This is a genomic window from Lactiplantibacillus nangangensis, from assembly GCF_005405065.1.
GTDB lineage: Bacteria > Bacillota > Bacilli > Lactobacillales > Lactobacillaceae > Lactiplantibacillus > Lactiplantibacillus nangangensis.
Map to the genome: position 1 here is coordinate 144,335 of NZ_BJDI01000001.1, position 18,584 is coordinate 162,918.

17 protein-coding genes are annotated in these 18,584 nt (G+C 42.6%); 5 read left to right on the forward strand and 12 right to left on the reverse strand.

Features of this window, described 5'->3' with window-relative positions:
• Positions 1–18: 18 nt before the first annotated feature.
• The 5 genes from FFM70_RS00680 to FFM70_RS00700 all read left to right on the forward strand — a co-directional run bounded on the left by FFM70_RS00680 (position 19) and on the right by FFM70_RS00700 (position 5,123).
• Positions 19–471, forward strand: coding sequence for a PTS sugar transporter subunit IIA (locus FFM70_RS00680; RefSeq protein ID WP_137614942.1), 453 nt, complete (start codon positions 19–21; stop codon positions 469–471).
• Between the two features lie 14 nt (positions 472–485).
• Positions 486–1,880 (forward strand): PTS galactitol transporter subunit IIC, encoded by a 1,395-nt coding sequence (locus FFM70_RS00685; RefSeq protein WP_137614943.1) that lies wholly within the window; start codon positions 486–488, stop codon positions 1,878–1,880.
• A gap of 33 nt (positions 1,881–1,913) precedes the next feature.
• Positions 1,914–2,204, forward strand: a complete 291-nt coding sequence (locus FFM70_RS00690) for a PTS sugar transporter subunit IIB (RefSeq protein ID WP_137614944.1) — start codon at positions 1,914–1,916, stop codon at positions 2,202–2,204.
• 102 nt (positions 2,205–2,306) lie between these two features.
• On the forward strand, positions 2,307–4,412 hold the full coding sequence (locus tag FFM70_RS00695) for a BglG family transcription antiterminator (RefSeq protein WP_171002265.1): 2,106 nt from the start codon (positions 2,307–2,309) through the stop codon (positions 4,410–4,412).
• Positions 4,413–4,424: 12 nt separating this feature from the next.
• Positions 4,425–5,123, forward strand: a complete 699-nt coding sequence (locus FFM70_RS00700) for an L-ribulose-5-phosphate 4-epimerase (RefSeq protein WP_137614946.1) — start codon at positions 4,425–4,427, stop codon at positions 5,121–5,123.
• Between the two features lie 81 nt (positions 5,124–5,204).
• On the opposite strand, the gene FFM70_RS00705 is transcribed toward FFM70_RS00700, so the two are convergent.
• The 12 genes from FFM70_RS00705 to FFM70_RS00760 all read right to left on the reverse strand — a co-directional run bounded on the left by FFM70_RS00705 (position 5,205) and on the right by FFM70_RS00760 (position 18,580).
• The gene (locus FFM70_RS00705) at positions 5,205–6,476 is read right to left on the reverse strand and encodes a glycoside hydrolase family 125 protein (protein WP_137614947.1); all 1,272 of its coding nucleotides are present in this window, start codon (positions 6,474–6,476) and stop codon (positions 5,205–5,207) included.
• Between the two features lie 245 nt (positions 6,477–6,721).
• On the reverse strand, positions 6,722–7,453 hold the full coding sequence (locus FFM70_RS00710) for an L-ribulose-5-phosphate 4-epimerase (RefSeq protein WP_137614948.1): 732 nt from the start codon (positions 7,451–7,453) through the stop codon (positions 6,722–6,724).
• Entirely contained in the window at positions 7,438–8,319 is an 882-nt protein-coding gene (locus FFM70_RS00715) for an L-ribulose-5-phosphate 3-epimerase (protein ID WP_137614949.1), read from the reverse strand. The genes FFM70_RS00710 and FFM70_RS00715 overlap by 16 nt, the downstream gene beginning before the upstream one ends.
• Before the next feature lie 11 nt (positions 8,320–8,330).
• Positions 8,331–9,104, reverse strand: coding sequence for a DeoR/GlpR family DNA-binding transcription regulator (locus FFM70_RS00720; RefSeq protein WP_223877392.1), 774 nt, complete (start codon positions 9,102–9,104; stop codon positions 8,331–8,333).
• Positions 9,105–9,137: 33 nt separating this feature from the next.
• Positions 9,138–9,779 carry a 3-keto-L-gulonate-6-phosphate decarboxylase UlaD gene (locus FFM70_RS00725; protein WP_137614950.1) on the reverse strand — a complete coding sequence of 214 codons (642 nt, stop codon included), beginning with the start codon at positions 9,777–9,779 and terminating at the stop codon, positions 9,138–9,140.
• A gap of 81 nt (positions 9,780–9,860) precedes the next feature.
• A complete protein-coding gene (locus FFM70_RS00730) occupies positions 9,861–10,154 on the reverse strand; it encodes a PTS sugar transporter subunit IIB (RefSeq protein ID WP_137614951.1) in 294 nt (97 codons plus the stop codon).
• A 33-nt stretch (positions 10,155–10,187) separates the two neighbouring features.
• Positions 10,188–11,708, reverse strand: coding sequence for a PTS ascorbate transporter subunit IIC (locus FFM70_RS00735; RefSeq protein ID WP_137614952.1), 1,521 nt, complete (start codon positions 11,706–11,708; stop codon positions 10,188–10,190).
• Between the two features lie 16 nt (positions 11,709–11,724).
• Entirely contained in the window at positions 11,725–12,183 is a 459-nt protein-coding gene (locus FFM70_RS00740; RefSeq protein ID WP_137614953.1) for a PTS sugar transporter subunit IIA, read from the reverse strand.
• A 23-nt stretch (positions 12,184–12,206) separates the two neighbouring features.
• Positions 12,207–13,277, reverse strand: coding sequence for an L-ascorbate 6-phosphate lactonase (gene ulaG / locus FFM70_RS00745; protein WP_137614954.1), 1,071 nt, complete (start codon positions 13,275–13,277; stop codon positions 12,207–12,209).
• Between the two features lie 304 nt (positions 13,278–13,581).
• Positions 13,582–14,973 carry a glycoside hydrolase family 1 protein gene (locus tag FFM70_RS00750; protein WP_137614955.1) on the reverse strand — a complete coding sequence of 464 codons (1,392 nt, stop codon included), beginning with the start codon at positions 14,971–14,973 and terminating at the stop codon, positions 13,582–13,584.
• A gap of 12 nt (positions 14,974–14,985) precedes the next feature.
• The gene (locus tag FFM70_RS00755) at positions 14,986–15,867 is read right to left on the reverse strand and encodes an ROK family protein (RefSeq protein ID WP_137614956.1); all 882 of its coding nucleotides are present in this window, start codon (positions 15,865–15,867) and stop codon (positions 14,986–14,988) included.
• A 1-nt stretch (position 15,868) separates the two neighbouring features.
• Positions 15,869–18,580 carry an alpha-mannosidase gene (locus FFM70_RS00760; protein WP_137614957.1) on the reverse strand — a complete coding sequence of 904 codons (2,712 nt, stop codon included), beginning with the start codon at positions 18,578–18,580 and terminating at the stop codon, positions 15,869–15,871.
• Positions 18,581–18,584: the final 4 nt, after the last annotated feature.

Below are 18,584 nucleotides of genomic sequence, written 5' to 3' on the forward strand. Positions count from 1 at the left end.
CAGTTGGGAGGTGTATTCATGAGTATCTTAAGCAAAGAGTTAGTTTTTTCACAAGTAAAAGCCAGCACTTCTGACGAAGTCATTCATTACTTAGCAGAACAACTCCATCAAGATGGTAAAGTTAAGGACACTTTTGAACAAGCAGTTAAAGATCGCGAAAAAGTTTATCCAACTGGATTACCAACTGGAAAGATTGCTGTTGCGATTCCACATACTAATGTTGAATATGTCAACGAGGCCGCGATTGCTTTCGCTACTTTGGCAGAACCGGTCAAGTTTCACAACATGGCAGTCACTGATCAAACTGTCGACGCACAAGTCGTGGTCATGCTTGCAATGAAAAATCCACACAGTCAGGTTTCAATGTTACAAAAGCTAATGGCGTTATTCCAAGATCAAGCGTTATTAGCCCAATTGCAACAAATTACAGATAATGAGCAATTATTCAAGATCGTTTCCGAGCACATTTAAGGGGGGTATCATTAATGAAACCTATCATTGATTTTATTATGTATATTGTCGGTTTAGGACCAACCGTCCTGATTCCGATTGTCATGCTAATTTTTGGATTAGTTGTTAGAGTACCATTCACCAAAGCTTTACGTGGTGGCTTAATGGTTGGGATTGGTTTTATCGGGTTAAATGCGACTGTTTCAATTTTGACCGATGTTATGAATCCAGCTATTAAGAACATGATTTCCGTCATGCATTTGAACCTACAAGTAATTGATGTTGGCTGGCCTTCAGCTTCTGCAATTGCTTATGGGACTGCCGTTGGTGTAAGTATGATTCCGTTAGGTATTGCTATTAATATTATTATGCTACTTACTAAAACGACTTCAACGATTGACGTTGATATTTGGGACTTCTGGCATTTCGCATTTAGTGGCTCATTAGTTTATGCCTTAACTCGTGACATTGCCTTAAGTTTATTCCTTGCCAGCGTTAACATGATTGTCATCATGGTGATTGCCGACCGAACTGCACCATTATCAGAAAAGTACTTAGGCTTACCAGGGATTTCTATTCCTCATGGGTATGCCGGTTCCTTTGTTCCGATTGCCATTGTCCTCAACTGGATTCTAGACAAGATTCCTGGTGTTAATAAGATTCATTTGGACGCTAAAGGATTCAACACGAAGTTCGGGTCTTGGGGCGAACCAACCTTACTTGGCTTCTTAATTGGGTTGATCATTGGGGTCCTAGCTTATGGCTTTATTCCTGGGATGGCAATTTCTGCTAAACTTGGTAAAATTATGTTAATGGGTGTCACACTTTCAGCGGTTATGATCATCACACCAAAGATGGCGGCACTCTTACTTCAAGGGGTTGTTCCTGTTTCAACTGCCATTCAAGCTTATACGCAAAAGAAGTTCTCTGGCAAACGTAAGATTTACATTGGGATGGATACCGCCGTTGGGATTGGTAGCCCAGTCGTCTTAGCTTGTGCAACCTTAATGATTCCAGTAGCTTTACTATTCGCCTTTATCTTACCTGGTAACCAATTCTTACCAACTATTGGTTTAGTCGGCTTCGTCTTCATGTTCCCATTGATCGTTGCGATTACCCACGGAGACTTTTTCCGTTCATTCATCATTGGTGCCGTCAACGTTATCCTTGGTCTTTGGATTGGGACCGATTTAGCCCCATTAATCACCAAGAGTGCGCGGGCTGCTCACTTTACGATTCCAAAGGGTTCATCCTTAATCTCAAGTATCGATTACGGGTCTAACCCATTCCCATGGTTATTCGTACAAGTTGCCACCCATAAGATTACAGCATATGTCATTGGCTTAGTTCTAATTCTTGGACTCTGCTGGTGGAACCACAAGAAGATCGTCGAAGAAGAAAAAGGCTTATCAGAAGAAACTGCTAAATAACTTAATTCAATCAAAATATAGGAGTGTTTATTTATGAAAAAAATCTTAGTTGCATGTGGTGCCGGCGTTGTTACAAGTACAGCTGCTATGAATAAATTACAAGAAGAATTAGAAAAGCGTGGTATTTCAACCGATGAATACAAATTAGGCCAAGCTTCAGTTGCTGAAGTTCAATCTTTAGCTAGCCAATATGATATGGCAATTACCACGACTCAATATGACAATGATGCCATTAAGATTCCCGTTATCAACGGTCTCCCACTATTAACTAATATTGGTGTTGACACGGTTATTGATAAAGTCGTCAAAGAACTTGGCCTTTAATTAAAGCGCTTGAACAAAGGGCAGATAGTAAGCATTAGCTGCTATCTGTCCTTTGTTTGCATTCCAGCAACTAACTCTGATTAGAAATGAAAGGTGATTATATTGACTAAAGATAATTCAGCCGAATTAACTGGTGCTGATCGTTTATTAGACTATTTGGTTTATTCTACTGAATATATTAGCCTCGAAGAAATTCTAGAACTATTCAATATCTCACGTCGAACAGCCTTCAATTGGCTAGCGAACATCAATGCACGCCTAAAAACCAAGAATTTGGCTCCAGTCACAAATATCCCGCGTTATGGTTATAAATTGACTGACCAGGCTCGTCAACAACTCAGTAAGCAGCCGCATCATCCAGTTGAAGCCCCTGCCAATGAGACAAGGCTCAATCTTGGTCCATTAGAACGCCGAACTGAAATTATCTGGCTATTACTCAAGAATCAAGACGATATCTCAATCAACAAGCTGGCAGAGCGCTTTGATTGTTCACGGAACACCGTTATTAAAGACTTCAAAGAGATTAGTCAGACTTTTCCAAATTTGACTATTATTAGTACTCGTCAAGGTCGTAAAATCGACAGCGATGAACGCACTGTCCGTTTAGTCATTTACGAACTACTACAACGACACAACACAGCATTATTCAAATTTATTGGCAGTCTCGGCTACAACATCACACAATATGAGCAGATCATTATTGACTGCCAGGCGACGCTCCACATGAATTTCTCGGAAAATGCCATTCACCAGTTAACTTTCCTGTTAATCTTTTCGGATTGGCGGATTCATCAAGGTAAAGTGATTCAAGATGAAAGTGATTATTATTGGATCATGGAAAATACAACGGATGTCATCTCGACTAGTGAGCAAATTATGGAACGAATGCTTGGTAAAGATTATTCAGTGGGTGAAGTGATTTTTCTCAGTAAAGTCATTCTATGCTCACAAGCCACTGAAATGGACTGCGTAAATGCCAGTCTTTATGATGATCTAAACGATATCGCTCAAGAAATTATCTTTCGTTACGAGCAACTGACTGGCGAAAAGGTTTCCTATAAGTTATTTACTAAAGTGCTTAGCAACCACCTCTACGCCACGTTTTTCCGAGTAAAGTTTGGAATTCCATTTTCTTCCAGCGAAGTTGATGAAATCAAAAAACGCTATCCTCAACTGGTCAAATTTACAGCCATTGCCTGCAATCCACTTGAACACTATCTTGGTAAGCACCTGCCAAGCAACGAAGTGGCCTTAATTTGCTTATACTTTGGCTCTGGCAATAGTAATGACTATCAAGATTTACAAGACACCGACAAGTATAAACGAGCTTCATTAGCTGAAGTTTTAGTGGTCTGTTCAAGTGGTATCGGAACCTCGGTCATGCTTTATAATGAATTAAGTAACACGTATCCGTTAATCAAATTTTCCTTGCCATTAGAAATTCGTGAACTACCACAGATTTTCAAATTTAATTACCAAGCTAAATTAATTATCAGTACAGCACCACTCGCAGCAAGTGATTATCCAATTCCAGTCGTTAACGTTAAGGCGATTCTGACTGATCATGATCAAAGTATGATTGAAACGCAATTTCGCGAAAAATTACCACGAAAAATTGAACATAATACCAACGTCGTCACTAGTTTATTAAAAATAATCAATCAATATGCCACTATCAAAGATGAAAATGGCTTACGAATGAGCCTAGATAAGTTCATTTTTCCGGAGACCAATCGTACGCCGCAATCACCTGACCATCCGTCTTTGGGAAGCATTTTGCCAGCAGAACATATTAAAATTATGCATAATGATGGCAACTTAGCTTGGCATGACGTTTTAACCGTCGGCTGCGAGCTACTGGTCAAGGATAATATCATTGAAACCCGTTACCAATCAGAAATTTTAAAACTAATTGATCAGTACGGTCCTTACATGCTAATTGCTAACGATATTTTTTTGGCTCACGCCGCACCAAATCAAGGGAGTAAAAAAATTGGCTTATCTTTAGTGCTCTTAGACCATCCGGTGAAAATCACTGCCAAGAATCAAAGTGTCTACGTCACTTGTATCTTTGTCCTCTCACCAGGGCTCAAGCGTGAACACGAAAAAGCGTTAACTGAATTAATCGATATTGTTCGAAATACTGATAATGTCAAAAAGTTACTCAGTGCCAAAGATCCAAAGACCGTTCGAAATATTATTGTTTAGGAGTGAACTTCCATGCTAGAATCGTTAAAAAAATATGTCTATGAACAAAATATGCGCCTTCCCAAGTTGAATCTAGTCACCTTCACTTGGGGTAATGTCTCTGCTGTCGACCGTGACAAGCAACTATTTGTCATTAAACCATCGGGGGTCGCCTATGACGAACTCACACCTGATGATATGGTCGTCTGTGACTTTGAAGGAAATGTCGTTGAAGGTCATCTCAACCCTTCTAGCGACACCCCAACGCATGCCTATCTCTACCAAAAGTTTCCTAAAATTGGTGGTATCGTGCACACCCACTCACCTTGGGCCGTCTCATTTGCCCAAGCTGGAATGGACCTACCGGCACTCGGGACAACACACGCTGACACCTTTTATGGCCCAGTACCCGTTTCTGAAGCCTTAACTAAGGAAGAAATTGAATCAGATTACGAAAAAAATACTGGTATCGTAATCGAACGGACTTTCAAGGATCATCAGATTGATCCAATGGCCGTGCCAGCTGTCCTGGTTCGCCAACATGGTCCCTTTGCTTGGGGTGAAACTGCAGCTAAAGCCGTGTACAATGCCAAAGTTCTAGAAGTTGTTGCCCAGATGGCCTACCACACGCTTCAATTAACACGAAATGACAGCTCAGTGCCACAATACCTACTCGACAAACACTACTACCGTAAGCATGGTAAAGACGCTTACTACGGTCAGAAAAAATAAGACTTAATCGAAAAAGGTCGCGCTATTAAATTCAAAATGCGCGACCTTTTATTTTATTGCAACCTAATTCAAGCGATTAGTTTAGACACCTAACACGTCTAACGCTAATTCACAATAAGTCATGTTTGCCCATGAGAACCAATCACGCGTATATTGACTAACATCATCAACACTCACACTTTCGTGGCATTGGCCAGTCTCATTGTCAGTCACAGCAATCTTTTCAAGTTGCGCCACTTTCACAGCTTGATCCATCGACGTTAAACCTTCCATCGCCAAGCTAATTGGCCAAACATAGGCTTCTGGCGTGTGGTTGCTCCCAATCCCCGCCAAGACTTTACCTTGATAATAATAAGGATTTTGATCACTTAAAATGAATTCACGAGTATTTTGATAAATCGAATCATCAATTGACGTATAACCAATAAATGGCAAAGCCAACAAGCTTGGCACATTGGCATCATCCATTAACTTTTGATGACCGAGTCCATCAACTTCATACGCATAACCAACTTGACCAGTTGGCAAAGTTACCATTGCATAGCGTGTTACCCCTTGCTGGATCGCCGCAACCAGCGTTTCAACGCGAGCTTTTAATGCATTAAACTTAGCTGGAATCAGTGGTGTAATTTTAGTCAAAACAGCCACTAAGAACAAGTTAGAGGGGACGTGATAACCATACTCACAGGCGTTATCACTCGGACGGAACCCATCCCAGACCATGCCAGTGTACCCCACCGGCGTACCTCTACCATCGTTGGTCAAAGTATCATTATCTGGACAATCAAGCCGCTTGAAATAATACGAAGACTGGTCATGATGCTGTTCTGTTTCCAGAACGGTCATGATGAGCTCAAGGGTCTGCCAAAATTCATCATCTAAGAAATCAATGTTATCAGTATTTTCATGTAGCTTTAATGCTAATAGTAATGGGGCACAAAGCGAATCGATTTCAAATTTACGTTCCCAAACCAAATCAGAAACTGGAATGTCCGATTCATCGTCACTCCAATGTGCACCGGACGCCGTTTGATTAAACGCATTGGCATAAGGATCATGTTGAACGTAACGTAATTCTCGGCGTAAAACGCCAACTAGAACAGTTTCTAATTCAGGAATCGCTTTCATTAATTTGATATAAGGCAGTACTTGGAATGTGGCATCCCGCAGCCACATTGCTGGAATATCGCCTGTCTTGACGAAATAGGTGCCATCCGCTTCAGCACTAGTCGCTTTCGCCAACGCATCACTCAATAGGCTACGAAATAAAGCAGTTGTTTTAGCGGTTGGTAGGGTCTGTTGAACGGCATAATCCTCAATTTTTGCAATAATCTCAGTTAAATTCGTTTCCATAATTAACTCCCTTTAATTAAAGTCACTCACCATATCCAATGAGCGCTTTTTTACTCAGCAATCAACCTACCCATCTTAGTAAGCGCATTCATTTAACTAGGTAGATACCGCTGCCAACTTCAATTTTATCACGTTACCCCTGAATTTCTCAGGAACAACGTCATATAAATTTAATTATCATCAAAATAAAAATAGTATGAACGGACTTAGCCAATTCATACTATTTTGCATACTTATTTAATTACTTACAGTGTATGTTCATGCGTCATTGATTTGGGATTACTTTGCCCATAATAGGCGTTGTCACCATGCTTACGATAATAATGCTTATCTAAGAGGTATTGTGGGACAGATGGATTCAAGTGACCTGAGAGTTGCATCGTATGGTAAGCCATCTCCGCAACTACTTCTAGCACTTTGGCATTATAAACTGCTTTATCCGGAGTAGCCCCCCATGTAAATGGCCCATGATCCTGGACCAAAACACCAGGGACAGCATCCGTATCTAGGCCACGCTTCTTGAAAGTATCCACGATTACCCGACCAGTATTACCTTCATAATCATCCGCAATTTGAGCCTTGCTTAATTGCGGTGTAACTGGAACCGGCCCATAAAACGTATCCGCATGAGTTGTTCCACAAGCTGGAATGTCCATCCCAGCTTGTGCAAAGGAAACGGCCCAAGGAGAATGAGTATGAACGATCCCACCAAGCTCTGGAAATTGACGATATAGAATGGCATGCGTCGGCGTATCGCTTGAAGGATTCAACTCCCCTTCAACAATTTTCCCATCTAAATCAACAACAACCATATCACTCGGTTTCAGCTTATCGTAATCAACCCCACTTGGCTTAATGACAAACAAGCCTTTTTCGCGGTCAATGCCACTGACGTTGCCCCATGTAAATGTGACCAAATTCAGCTTTGGCAACTGCATGTTAGCTTCATAAACTTCCTGTTTTAGTTCTTCAAGCATGCGTCTTCCTCCTGTTCCAGTCCGACTTTCGTAAATAAGTCATCAAAGTATTGTTTGGCAACTTTAACTTCATGAATTGGATCAGCGGCTTTTTCGGTCCACATTTCGATTGTGAATGCGCCGTGATAATCGAGTCGTTTTAGCGTCCGCAAACACCCTTCAAAATCGACCGTTCCATCACCAAATGGCACATCGCGGAATTGACCCTTGCTTGTTGCTGTAACGGGTTGGGTGTCCTTCAAGTGAACCGAGACAATGTTATCTACGCCGACTTCTAGTTCACGCGCCACATTATTGCTTGGCCAAGCACTCAGATTGCCTACATCTGGATAAGCTTGTAACCAAGGACTGTGAATTTGTGTCTTAATCTCACAAATTTTTTCTAACGAATTGATAAATGGATCATCCATTGTTTCAATCGAAAGCATGATTTCTTTAGCCGCAGCGTATTCAACACCTAGTTTGAGATCTTCATAAAAATACTCACGGGTAGTCACCGTCTTAGGTTCATAATAAACATCATAACCAGCTAATTGAATGTTCCGAATACCAAGATCACTGGCTAAATCAATCGCCTGATAAAGCATCCGTAAACTCGTTTTTCGAACTTCAGCGTCCGCAGAACCTAACGGAAACCGCCGATGACCACTCAACATCAAGGTATGAATTCTAACACCAGTCTCCCAGCTTGCATTCCGAACCTCTTCACGTTGCGCCTTTGTCCAATTTAACCGTGCTAAACGTTCGTCACTTTCATCGACCGATAATTCAATAAAGTTAAAGCCTAGCTCACGAACCAACTGTAATCGTGACAACCACGATTCAGCTTTTGGTAAGGCTTTTTCATAAATTCCTAACGAAACCATCATGGTCCTCCTTAATTCGCCACCTGGATCACTTCAATGCCACGATGGCGAAAATCACGAATCACGCGTTCATTCGCAAAAGCATCCGTGATCAAAACATCAACCGAGGATAAATCAGCCACATGATAATTACTCGAAACACCAATCTTACGATAATCTGCGACGCAAATAACTTTCTGCTTGGTACGCTGAATCATCGTACTATTCACTTGTGTTTCATAAATATTCTGAGTTGTCACACCATTTTCAGCATTGATGCCATCACAACCAATTAAGGTATAATCCGATTGCATCGTTTCTAGGAGTTGGATGGCCACAGTCCCAACGAGGGATTCCTTGGGGTACCGAACCTCCCCACCCGTTAAAATGATGGACGTTTCTGGGTGACGCGCACATTCAGTGGCTCGAATATTGTTCGTAATAATGGTCAAGGGCTTCGTCGCTAATTGATTGATTGCGCGCCAACAGAGTGAACTAGAATTCACAAATAGTGTACTATTATCACCAATGTAACTTGGTACTGCGGCGGCAATACTATCTTTTAGCTGTTCAATTTTGGATCGTAAAGAATTGTCCTGGGATGATGCAACATCAACTTTTTCAACGATACCATGATGCCAGTTAACCCGTCCCATCTCGTTCAATGCTTTTAAATCTCGTCGAACTGTAATCTCAGATACGTTTAACTGCGCAGCCAAATCCTTAACAGTAATCGAATCAAGTTGCTTCAATTCTGCCAACAGTTGATTACGTCGATTTTGAACATTTTCCATGGAATTCTTCACGATTACATCCCCGATCTACAACGTTATATTAGTTTATTTGCCCCAAAGACGGACTAATTCGTCTTGGAAGGCTTGGGCAGCCTTAGCTGGATCATCAGCTTGGGTAATGGCGCGGCCAGCAATAAACGTGTAAACGTTTACACCCTTGAATAGCGCTAACTTGTCAACACTTAGTCCACCCGTAACTGAAACTCGGAAACCCATATCTACTAACATTTTAACCTTATTTAAATCTTTTTCACCCCAACTACCCCCAGATAAGAGCGCATCCCGGCTTTGATGGTAAATTGCTTGGGTAATTCCGGCATCTAACCACTTCTGAGCGTCTTCACGTGTCCAGTTACCATATAATTCAACTTGGATTTCAGAAATTTCCTTATTGGCAGCTTTCATCGTTGGGATCGTCGCGGCACAAATGCAAGTCATCCAGTCAGCACCGGCATCCGCCATGTTCTTAGCAACTGTGCCACCAGCATCTGCACATTTGGTATCCGCAATAATGGTCTTGTTTGGGAATAATGCCCGCATTGATGAAACCGCTTTAGTTCCTTCTTGTAAAATAAGAATGGTTCCAGCTTCAACAATATCAACAATCGTGCCGACTTCGCGTACGTCTTCTAAAGCACTTTCTAAAGTATTGTTATCAAGTGCAACTTGTAAATTTGGTTTTGTCAATTTAAACCCTCCTAATGAGTCTGTTAAACACGACAAGCGAACCTACATTATCGGTTCGCTTGTCAAATAGTCACCGATTGATTATTTAACTAAATCGGTTTCTTCACGTACATGTTGCATAATTTCTTTATCACTCATGACGTTCTTCACACCGATGATCATGACACCCTTAGCCTTAGCTTCATCAAACATGTCAACGAAGTTCATTGGCGTAAAGACCATGTCGTATGAACGGGCGTTACTCTTGCCTTCTGCTAGACTGGTATGTTCGATTTTTGAAATTGGAATATTCAATTGCTTAAAAGCTTTTTGAACACTCTTCATCATCATCAAACTGGTTCCTGATCCATTGGCACAAGATACTAAGATATTCATAATAAAATCCCCCTAATAGTTTTAAACGTACTGTTATTTTACCGCTTTCTTTTCAGCCATGTTCTTCTTATATTGTTCGTAATCCGTAACCATCAAGAAGTAATTCTTTGGATCGTGACGGTATTCGAGTTGTGGAATAATAACCAAGATAATGACCACTGCAATGATCCCAAAGACGCCAAGGAATTTCATGAGGACGGTGAAGAATGGCCAAACTGTATCCCAGTCGAACATCCCAAGGTAACCACCGAACTTCGATAAACCAACCCAGCTAGAAATCAAGGCGGCCCCAAAGACTTGGATCAAACCACTGAGGAACGGTAATAACATCGCTGCTTTGGCACCGGCACGTTTGTTGGCATAAATCCCAAAGGCCACATTATCAAAGAACAACGGAATAAATCCAGCGATGATAATAGTTGGTGAATGGAAAATAAGCAACGCACCAATCGCGATAAACTGACCCAAAGCCCCAAATAAGAAACCAATCGTAACAGCGTTTGGTTCGCCAAAGGCAAAGGTTGCAGCCACATCGATCCCTGGCACTGAACCAGGTAATAGTCGGTCTGAAATACCAGTAAAACTTTCAGTTAATTCGCCGACGAAAGTCCGAACCCCAAGTTGTAGGATGGCTAAGTTAACCGCAAAACTTAATGAAGTCGTTAAAATGTAAAATAAGAAGCTACCTTCTGGTGCAAGGCCGGATGCCCCTTTAGTGGCAGCATAGACGCCATTAAAGTATGGCCGACCAAGAACTAACATAATGATTCCGAAGAAGAACAGCATTAAAATCCCAGTTGCAACCATGTTTTCGTTAAAAATCTTCAAGAAACCAGGGAGTTGGATATCTTCCAACCGTTGCGCTTTCTTGTTAGATTTAACTTCATGTGCTTTGAATTTATCCGATAACCATGACACAAAGGCAATCCCGAAAACTTGTTGATGGGCGATGGCAAAGCCACCACCATCCGTTAAATCTTGGGTATAGCGAATCGTTAAGTTAGACCCAACTGCCCAATAGAGACCAAGGATAACACCCATGACCAACAGAACTTCAATCCGACCCATTTTAGGGAAACAGAAGAGTAATAGCCAGAATGCCGTTGCCGCTTGTTGAACTTGAACATTACCAGTTGTGAAAACGGCTCTTAATTTAGTATATTTCTGGAACCGAACTAATAAAATATTGAAGATAAATGCAAACAGCAACAACAGCATGACATCACCGAATGTCCGCCCAAAGGTTTTCATCAGCCCATCAGTAACCGCGTTTTGACCAAAATATGGGTCGATCACCGTCGCTGTTAAATTAAAACGATCCTTTAATCCAGTTAAGATTGGTCGGAAACTACTTACCAAGCCACCAGAACCAACCATTAAGATCATGTACCCGATAACCGCTTTCAAAAAACCGGCAATTGATTCATACAATGGTTTACGTTCCAAGATGTAGCCGAGTAACACGATAAACCCAATCATGTAAGCTGGTTGCGTCAAAATGTTATTGGCGAAGTAATCCCATATTTTCATTAAAATATCTAGAAACTGCGACATGAGTGTTCCCCTTTCTTTAACTCATTCCGTCAACAATTGCCTTAAAGTCAGCAACACTGTCAACAGCTAGAAGTTTATCAATCAGACCATCCGTCATTAATAAATCCGATAAATCACTAATGTTTTTCAAATGCTGATCCGGATCCTTCGCTGCTAGCGTAAAGAACAATTGTGCATGTGAGTCAGGGTTATCTTTATCGAAAACCACTGGTTCTGGAAACTTTGTAAAGCTAATCGCAGTTCCTAAGACATTTGTACTTTCAGCTAATGCATGTGGCATCGCCACACCAGGTACAATCACGATATATGGCCCATTTTTCTCAACGTTTAAAATAATTTCGTCAAGATATTCTTTTTTAATATACTGATGTTCAATCAATTTAGCTCCTGATTGACGCAACGCATCGCGCCAGTCTTTGGCTGGTTCATGGCGAATATCAACAAGGTCTTTTTCTAAGAAATCATTCAGTAGCATTTCAACTCACCAACTTCGTTATTTTATAGGAATGATGGGAATGGGGTATCGTTATCAATTGAGAAAGCATCGTGGAAACCACGGTCAAAGTTGAATTCCATCCGATCCTTATCATCTGGATATGTGAATTCCCCACCAACTTGCCAGATATATGGCTTGAATTTGTATTGCAAACGATCCTTCTTAAAGTTCCATAACATGGTAATTTCTTTAGGATCTGCCATAAAGTTTGTCCAGATATCGTAATGAACTGGAATGATAACCTTTGTCTTTAAGGATTCAGCCATCCGCAAGATATCAACGGAAGTGACCTTATCCGTGATCCCACGAGGGTTTTCACCGTAAGCGCCCAAAGCAACATCGACATGATTTTCGTTACCATGCTTAGCAAACATATTTGAATAATGTGAATCAGCTGCATGATAGAGATTCCCACCAGTTGTTTCAAAGAGGTAGTTGACTGCGATATTATTCATATCTTGTGGCATCTTACCTTTCAACGTAACATCTGGATCATCTTCCGTAACCAATGCAGTCCGATCGAAGCCTTCAAGCACTTTAACCTTAGTCTTACCGATTGTAACGACATCCCCAGGCTTTACGACAACGGTCTTTTCAGCAGGAACACCCCAGCTTTGCCAAATTTCACAAACCTTTTTTGGCCCGTAGAATTTTGCATTTGGGCAGTTCGCATTAACTGCAGCCGCCGTATTAACATCCAAATGATCACTGTGAATGTGACTAACGAACAAAGCATCAACATCTTTAATAGCGAATGGGTCAATGACGAATGGTTGGTTCCGTAAGTTTGGTTGCATTGCTTGAACACCGCTCATCCGTTGCATTTGATGACCGATCCGCATCTTGCCATTACCATGCGATTGCTTACCAGTCCCACACCACATATCAACTAAAATGTTGGTTGATTCAGCGGTTTTCAACCAAATCCCGGTACAGCCTAACCACCACATTGAAAATGTCCCTGGCTTAACTTGCTTGTCAGCAATTTCTTCATTCAACCAAGTCCCCCATTCAGGAAATGTGTTTAAGATCCAACTTTCACGTGTTACGTTATTGATATTTTTATCTGCCATGATAATTCCTCCCATAAATTCATATCTCATATTTCATGTCTAATGATAAATGGGATTGAATGCGCTTACAATACCATGTTATGTTCGTTTTAAGGCTTTATGAATGTTATAGGGTTCTTTTATGAATATTATCATTTATTTACACTCTTAGTCCATATTTTTCTTAAAATACGCCTTTTTGTTAATCATAAAACAATTACCACTGGTCAATTTATGATTGTGAAATCTTCCAAATTAGTCGTAAAAGATCCGCTGGCATCCTTAGACGATGCCAGCGGATCTTTAGTTAGTTATGACAAGTTACTCAATTCTCAAACGTTCCCGTCTCGCTAAGCGCCTTAAACCACCCAGCCGACTTCTTCAACGTCTTCTCCTGCGTATGAATATCATCGCGAATCAAGCCGTAACGGTTGTGATAAGCATGGTTCCAAGACCAGCAATCAATCGCCGTCCAAACAAAGTACCCTTTGCAATTTGAACCAGCATCAATGCCTTTAGCCAGTGCTGTCAGATGTTCTTTCATGAAATCGATCCGATAGTCGTCTTGAACGACCCCGTCAGCGTCCATGAAGCGTTCTTCACCGGCGACACCCATCCCATTTTCGGAAATGAACCATGGAATGTTGTGGTAGTTTTCGCGAATGTTGTCGGCAATATCCGCCATCGCTTGGGGATAGATTTCCCAACCGCGGTCCACGTTCATCACGCGACCAGGCATGGCATATTCCTTGAAGTAAATGTCTGGCAGCCATGGTTGCAAGCTCTTAGGACTGATATCTGGGCGTTCAACTCGGAAGGGGTGATAATAGTTCACACCCAAATAATCGACCGGATTAGCGGCGATAATCGCCAACTCTTCGTCCGTTGCATCCCATAAAACGCCATCTTGATCTAAGGTTTTCACCAATTTAGCTGGAAAATGACCCAATACCGCGGGATCCAAGAATAAGTTGTTCGACCACAATTCCGCAAATTCAGCCGCAGCCACATCCGCGGGATCATCCGTCGCGGCATACGCTGGCGTCAAGTTTAAAATAATCCCAATCTTCTTAGTCGATCCCGGGCAAATTTTATGGAAACTAGCAATTGCCTTCGCTGAGGCCAAATTCATGTTATAAGCGACTTGCACCGCTTTCGGCCCATCTTTCAAACAAGGATAGTGCCAGCCATACAAGTATTGCCCATCAACGACGACTTTCGGTTCATTAAATGTGAACCAATCATCGACACGATCACCAAATAATTTGAAACATTGCTCCGCAAACTTGACGAATAAGTCCACCACATGCTTAGATTCCCAACCACCGTATTTATCATACAGTTCAACTGGCAAGTCAAAGTGATGCAAGTTCAGATAAGGCTTGATATGATGGGCCAGCATCGAATCGATCACATGGTTATAAAACGCCACGCCATCCGGATTCAAACTAGCTGTTTCAAAGTCATCAATCAGACGGGTCCATTGAATCGAGGTCCGCAACCCTTTAATCCCAGCCTGCGCCATTTTCGCTAAATCAGCGTCGTAATCATTATAGAAGTTGGACGCCGTATCGGGCCCGACGCCGGCATCAAAGGCTTCCGGTTCAGTTGCAAACCAATAATCAAAGACGTTTTGATGTTGTTTATGAAAATTACCTTCAGTTTGCGGGCCCGACGTTGCGGCGCCCCAAACGAAATCCTTGGGAAAAGTGACCATCCAAAATTCCTCCTAATTCACTGATTGCTCAAAGTCGACTGCCGCACCGCGCAAGTTCGCTTCGCTCGTATATTGGCACAACGCCAACTCTGGTTTAAGCGTTGCAATTTTGACTTGCTGATAAATCTTATCCAGGGCCGTTTCAATGCCTGGAATCAGTTGCGGATTGTTCGAAATTCCGCCACCTAAAACAATCTTTTCAGGATCAAAACTATATTGAATATTGAAAACACCTTGGGCGAGCGCCGCATACATCGTGTTTAATTCGCGTTGCGCATCCAAATCGGCCTTAGCTGCCAGTGTATATAACATCTCACCCGTCAACGGTTCCGAAAATTGCTTGTCGGTGTGGGCTAGATAGCGTTTGATCGCATTCGGTACGGTTCCCAGTTCACTGAGTGTCCCGTGATCATTGACTTTCGTGTAGCCAAATTCACCACCAAATAAATGCGCGCCGTGCCAGATTTGATGATTGAAGATCAGCGCGCCACCAACCCCGGTACCAATTACCAAGAAGGCTAAACTACTAGCGCCGCGGCCGGCACCACTAGCTAACTCCGCTAAAGCGGCACAGTTGGCATCATTTTCAATACTAACCGGTAAGCCAAAACGTGCCACTAATTCCGCTTGAATCGGGAAATTATGAATGTACGGAATCGCGCTGGCGCCTTCGATAACCCCGGTCGCCTTGTTGACTGACCCCGGTGAACTGATACCGACCCCGGTAATTGGCGCTTGCGCCTTCATTTTTTCAACTTCAGCCGTCAGCAATGTCATAAACTCAGCTTTGGTTTCCGGCGTTGGAATTGCGTGATGGCCGACCAAGGTCTCATTTTGCCAAATAGCAAACTTGATACTGGTCCCACCGATATCAATTAATCCTAACGTTGACACGTTACTTCACCTCGGCGTCCTTAAATAATAGCGTCTTGATCTCAGCTGGAGCTAAGGTATCGACTGCTTTATCGGTTAATGGTTCTTCAAAGAAGTTGACCACTTGTGGGGTTTCACCCTTAAAGTTGACCACTAATGGTGTCTCTGCTTGGCCTAAGTTGTAACCTCGTAGCGTGACGCCATCAGAGTCGTTAGCCCGTTTCAAGCTAGTGACCGCAAAGGCTGGTGTATCGAGTTGGACATATTGCCCAGCCGGTGCTAAATCGCCAGCGTGGTGTGCGGTTGTTTGTACACTGAATGGCACTTGGAACGTCTGAGCATCGTGGTAACTGGCCAAACGTTGCGCCTCAGTCCCATCATGTAATTCCAAATTGTAGTCAAACGTAAATTCGCCTTGCGTTTGCGCTTCCGGCGTTGCAAAGTAGCCCCAATCCCCTAATTCGCCCACAGAGCGAATCAAAGTAACTGCGATGGTGCCGTCTTCAGGTAAGATTTCGTATTCGTTCAGACCTAAGTTCCCAACCGTGACCCCATTTTCAGCGTCATGCAAGTTAACAAAGGCTTGTTGATGTTGTGGGTTCGTTGGGTTCTGCCAAGTCTTCGCTGGATGATTTGGCCGCGTCACCGTTTCGTAGATGGAATCGGCTTCGTTCGTTTCAGTAACCAAGCCCGTCTTGAATAACACGCGGACCCGATGATCACGCATCTGGTTATTTAATTTCGTTTCAAATTGTAATTGTTTGCTATGCCGACCTAAAGTAATTGTGGTCGTAATGTCTAATGGCTGTAATTCAGCTGACCGTTTAGCCGTCCGTTGCGTAATATCAATGATGGCTTTTTCTTCTTTGATCAACGTTTCATCCGCTGAAACTGGAATTTGTAAGTGGTTGATCACTTTGAGTTCTGTCCCCAAGGCATCATCGTGTACCAATTCAGTTTCCATTGGGAAGTCTGTCGATAAAATCGCGTGATTGTCAGCCGTTTGACGATAAATATATTCATTACCCATATCGCCGGTATCTTCAAAGACCATCATTTGATGATAAGTCTTACCCGTTTCGCGGTTTGTTACCGTTAAGCTACCATCTGCTTCAAGCGTGGCTTTCACCCATTCGTTGCTGAGTTCATGGTCATTGCTTGGCGTCGTTGGTGCGACTTCGATGGCTTTCGCAGCCACAGACTTCGCTTGTAGACCAAAGGCTTCCCAAGCAAAGGCTGGTAATCCAGTGATGTTCAAGGCAACGGTAATTTCAATCGCTTGATAAGCAATCCGGAAACTATCCTTTGGCAAGTCATAATGGAAGCCAATTTCTTGGTTAACAATCCGGAATGGGACTGCTTGGCCATTGTGATCCACAACCGCTAATTCTGGTAAGGCTGCTAATTCGGCTTCAAGTTCAGCCCGTTGTTCTTGAATCGTGCCGGCTTCGCTAAAGTTACGGCGATCCCATTCAATCGTGGCTTCGGTGATTCCAGACTTCGTGTAACCAGCTGTGTTCACTACGACAAATGGCTTGGCGCTGGCGTCAAAATCAGTCGTCTTGACCCGACTAGCGAGCAACGTCAAAGCATCTTGGGCTACGAAGCGACCAACTTCACTCGACTTCGCAAACCGCGTCATCATTTCACGATGAACTTCATCAACCGAGCAGCCACAAATACTGTCATGTGGGTGGTTTTGGAGCAATAATTTCCAAGCATAACGTAGCCGGTCATGTGGATAGTCTTTAGCTGGATAAGCCATCGTTGCCAATGGTTCTGCCTGATTTTCCAATAACCGTTCCGTCTTAGTGTTCGTTTGTTTCAAGTAGACCCGACTGGAAGCCGTGTTGGCCAAAGTGTACCAGCCATCGGTTTCTTGGCTCGTCAATTCGCCGTTGATCGTGCTGAGATCCTTTGGCAGATCTTCGCTCAACGTCTTCAAATAATCCGTAAAATTCGTATGAATAAATTCATAATCAGGATAGAGTTGATTGGCAACTTTGATGGCTTTTGTCACGTTCAATTGAACTGGTTGGTGATCGACCCCATTCATCATCAACAAATCGCCAGTGGACGCAAACTTTTCAGCATCCGCTAACTTTTGATCCCAGAAGACCTTCGCTTGTGCGGGGTCAACGGGGATTTCATTCCCATTACTGTACCAGTTTGCAAATAACAACCCTAAAATCTTTGACCCATCAGGACCTTGCCACCACATTTCTGAATATTGTGATTCGTAGTCCGCATCACCGGTTTGGTTATTAAACCCAGTTGGCGTGACCCCACGACCAAAGGCAGCCGTCTTTAAGTTCGCTAAGGCCATCATTTGTGGCGTTTGGCCCATGTTCCCGAAGGTATCTGGGAAGTAGCCGAGTGGTACCGCCTGACCATACTTTTTAGCTTCATCACGACCCACGATCATGTTACGGACATTGGACTCAGGACTGATCAAGAAATCATCTTGTAAAATGTAGAATGGTCCAATGCGCAACTTACCGGCCCGAATTGCCGCCGCAACTTCTGGTTTACGTTCTGGGCGAACTTCCAAATAATCATCAAGCGCAATCATTTGGCCGTCTAAATGGAAACTATCAAAGTCGGGATCATTTTTGAAAATATCAAGTAAGTTATCAACTAAAGTGACCAAACGCATGTGATGTTGTTCAAATGGCATGTACCATTCGCGATCCCAGTGGCTGTGTGAAATAATGAATACTTTTTTCTTTGTCATAATT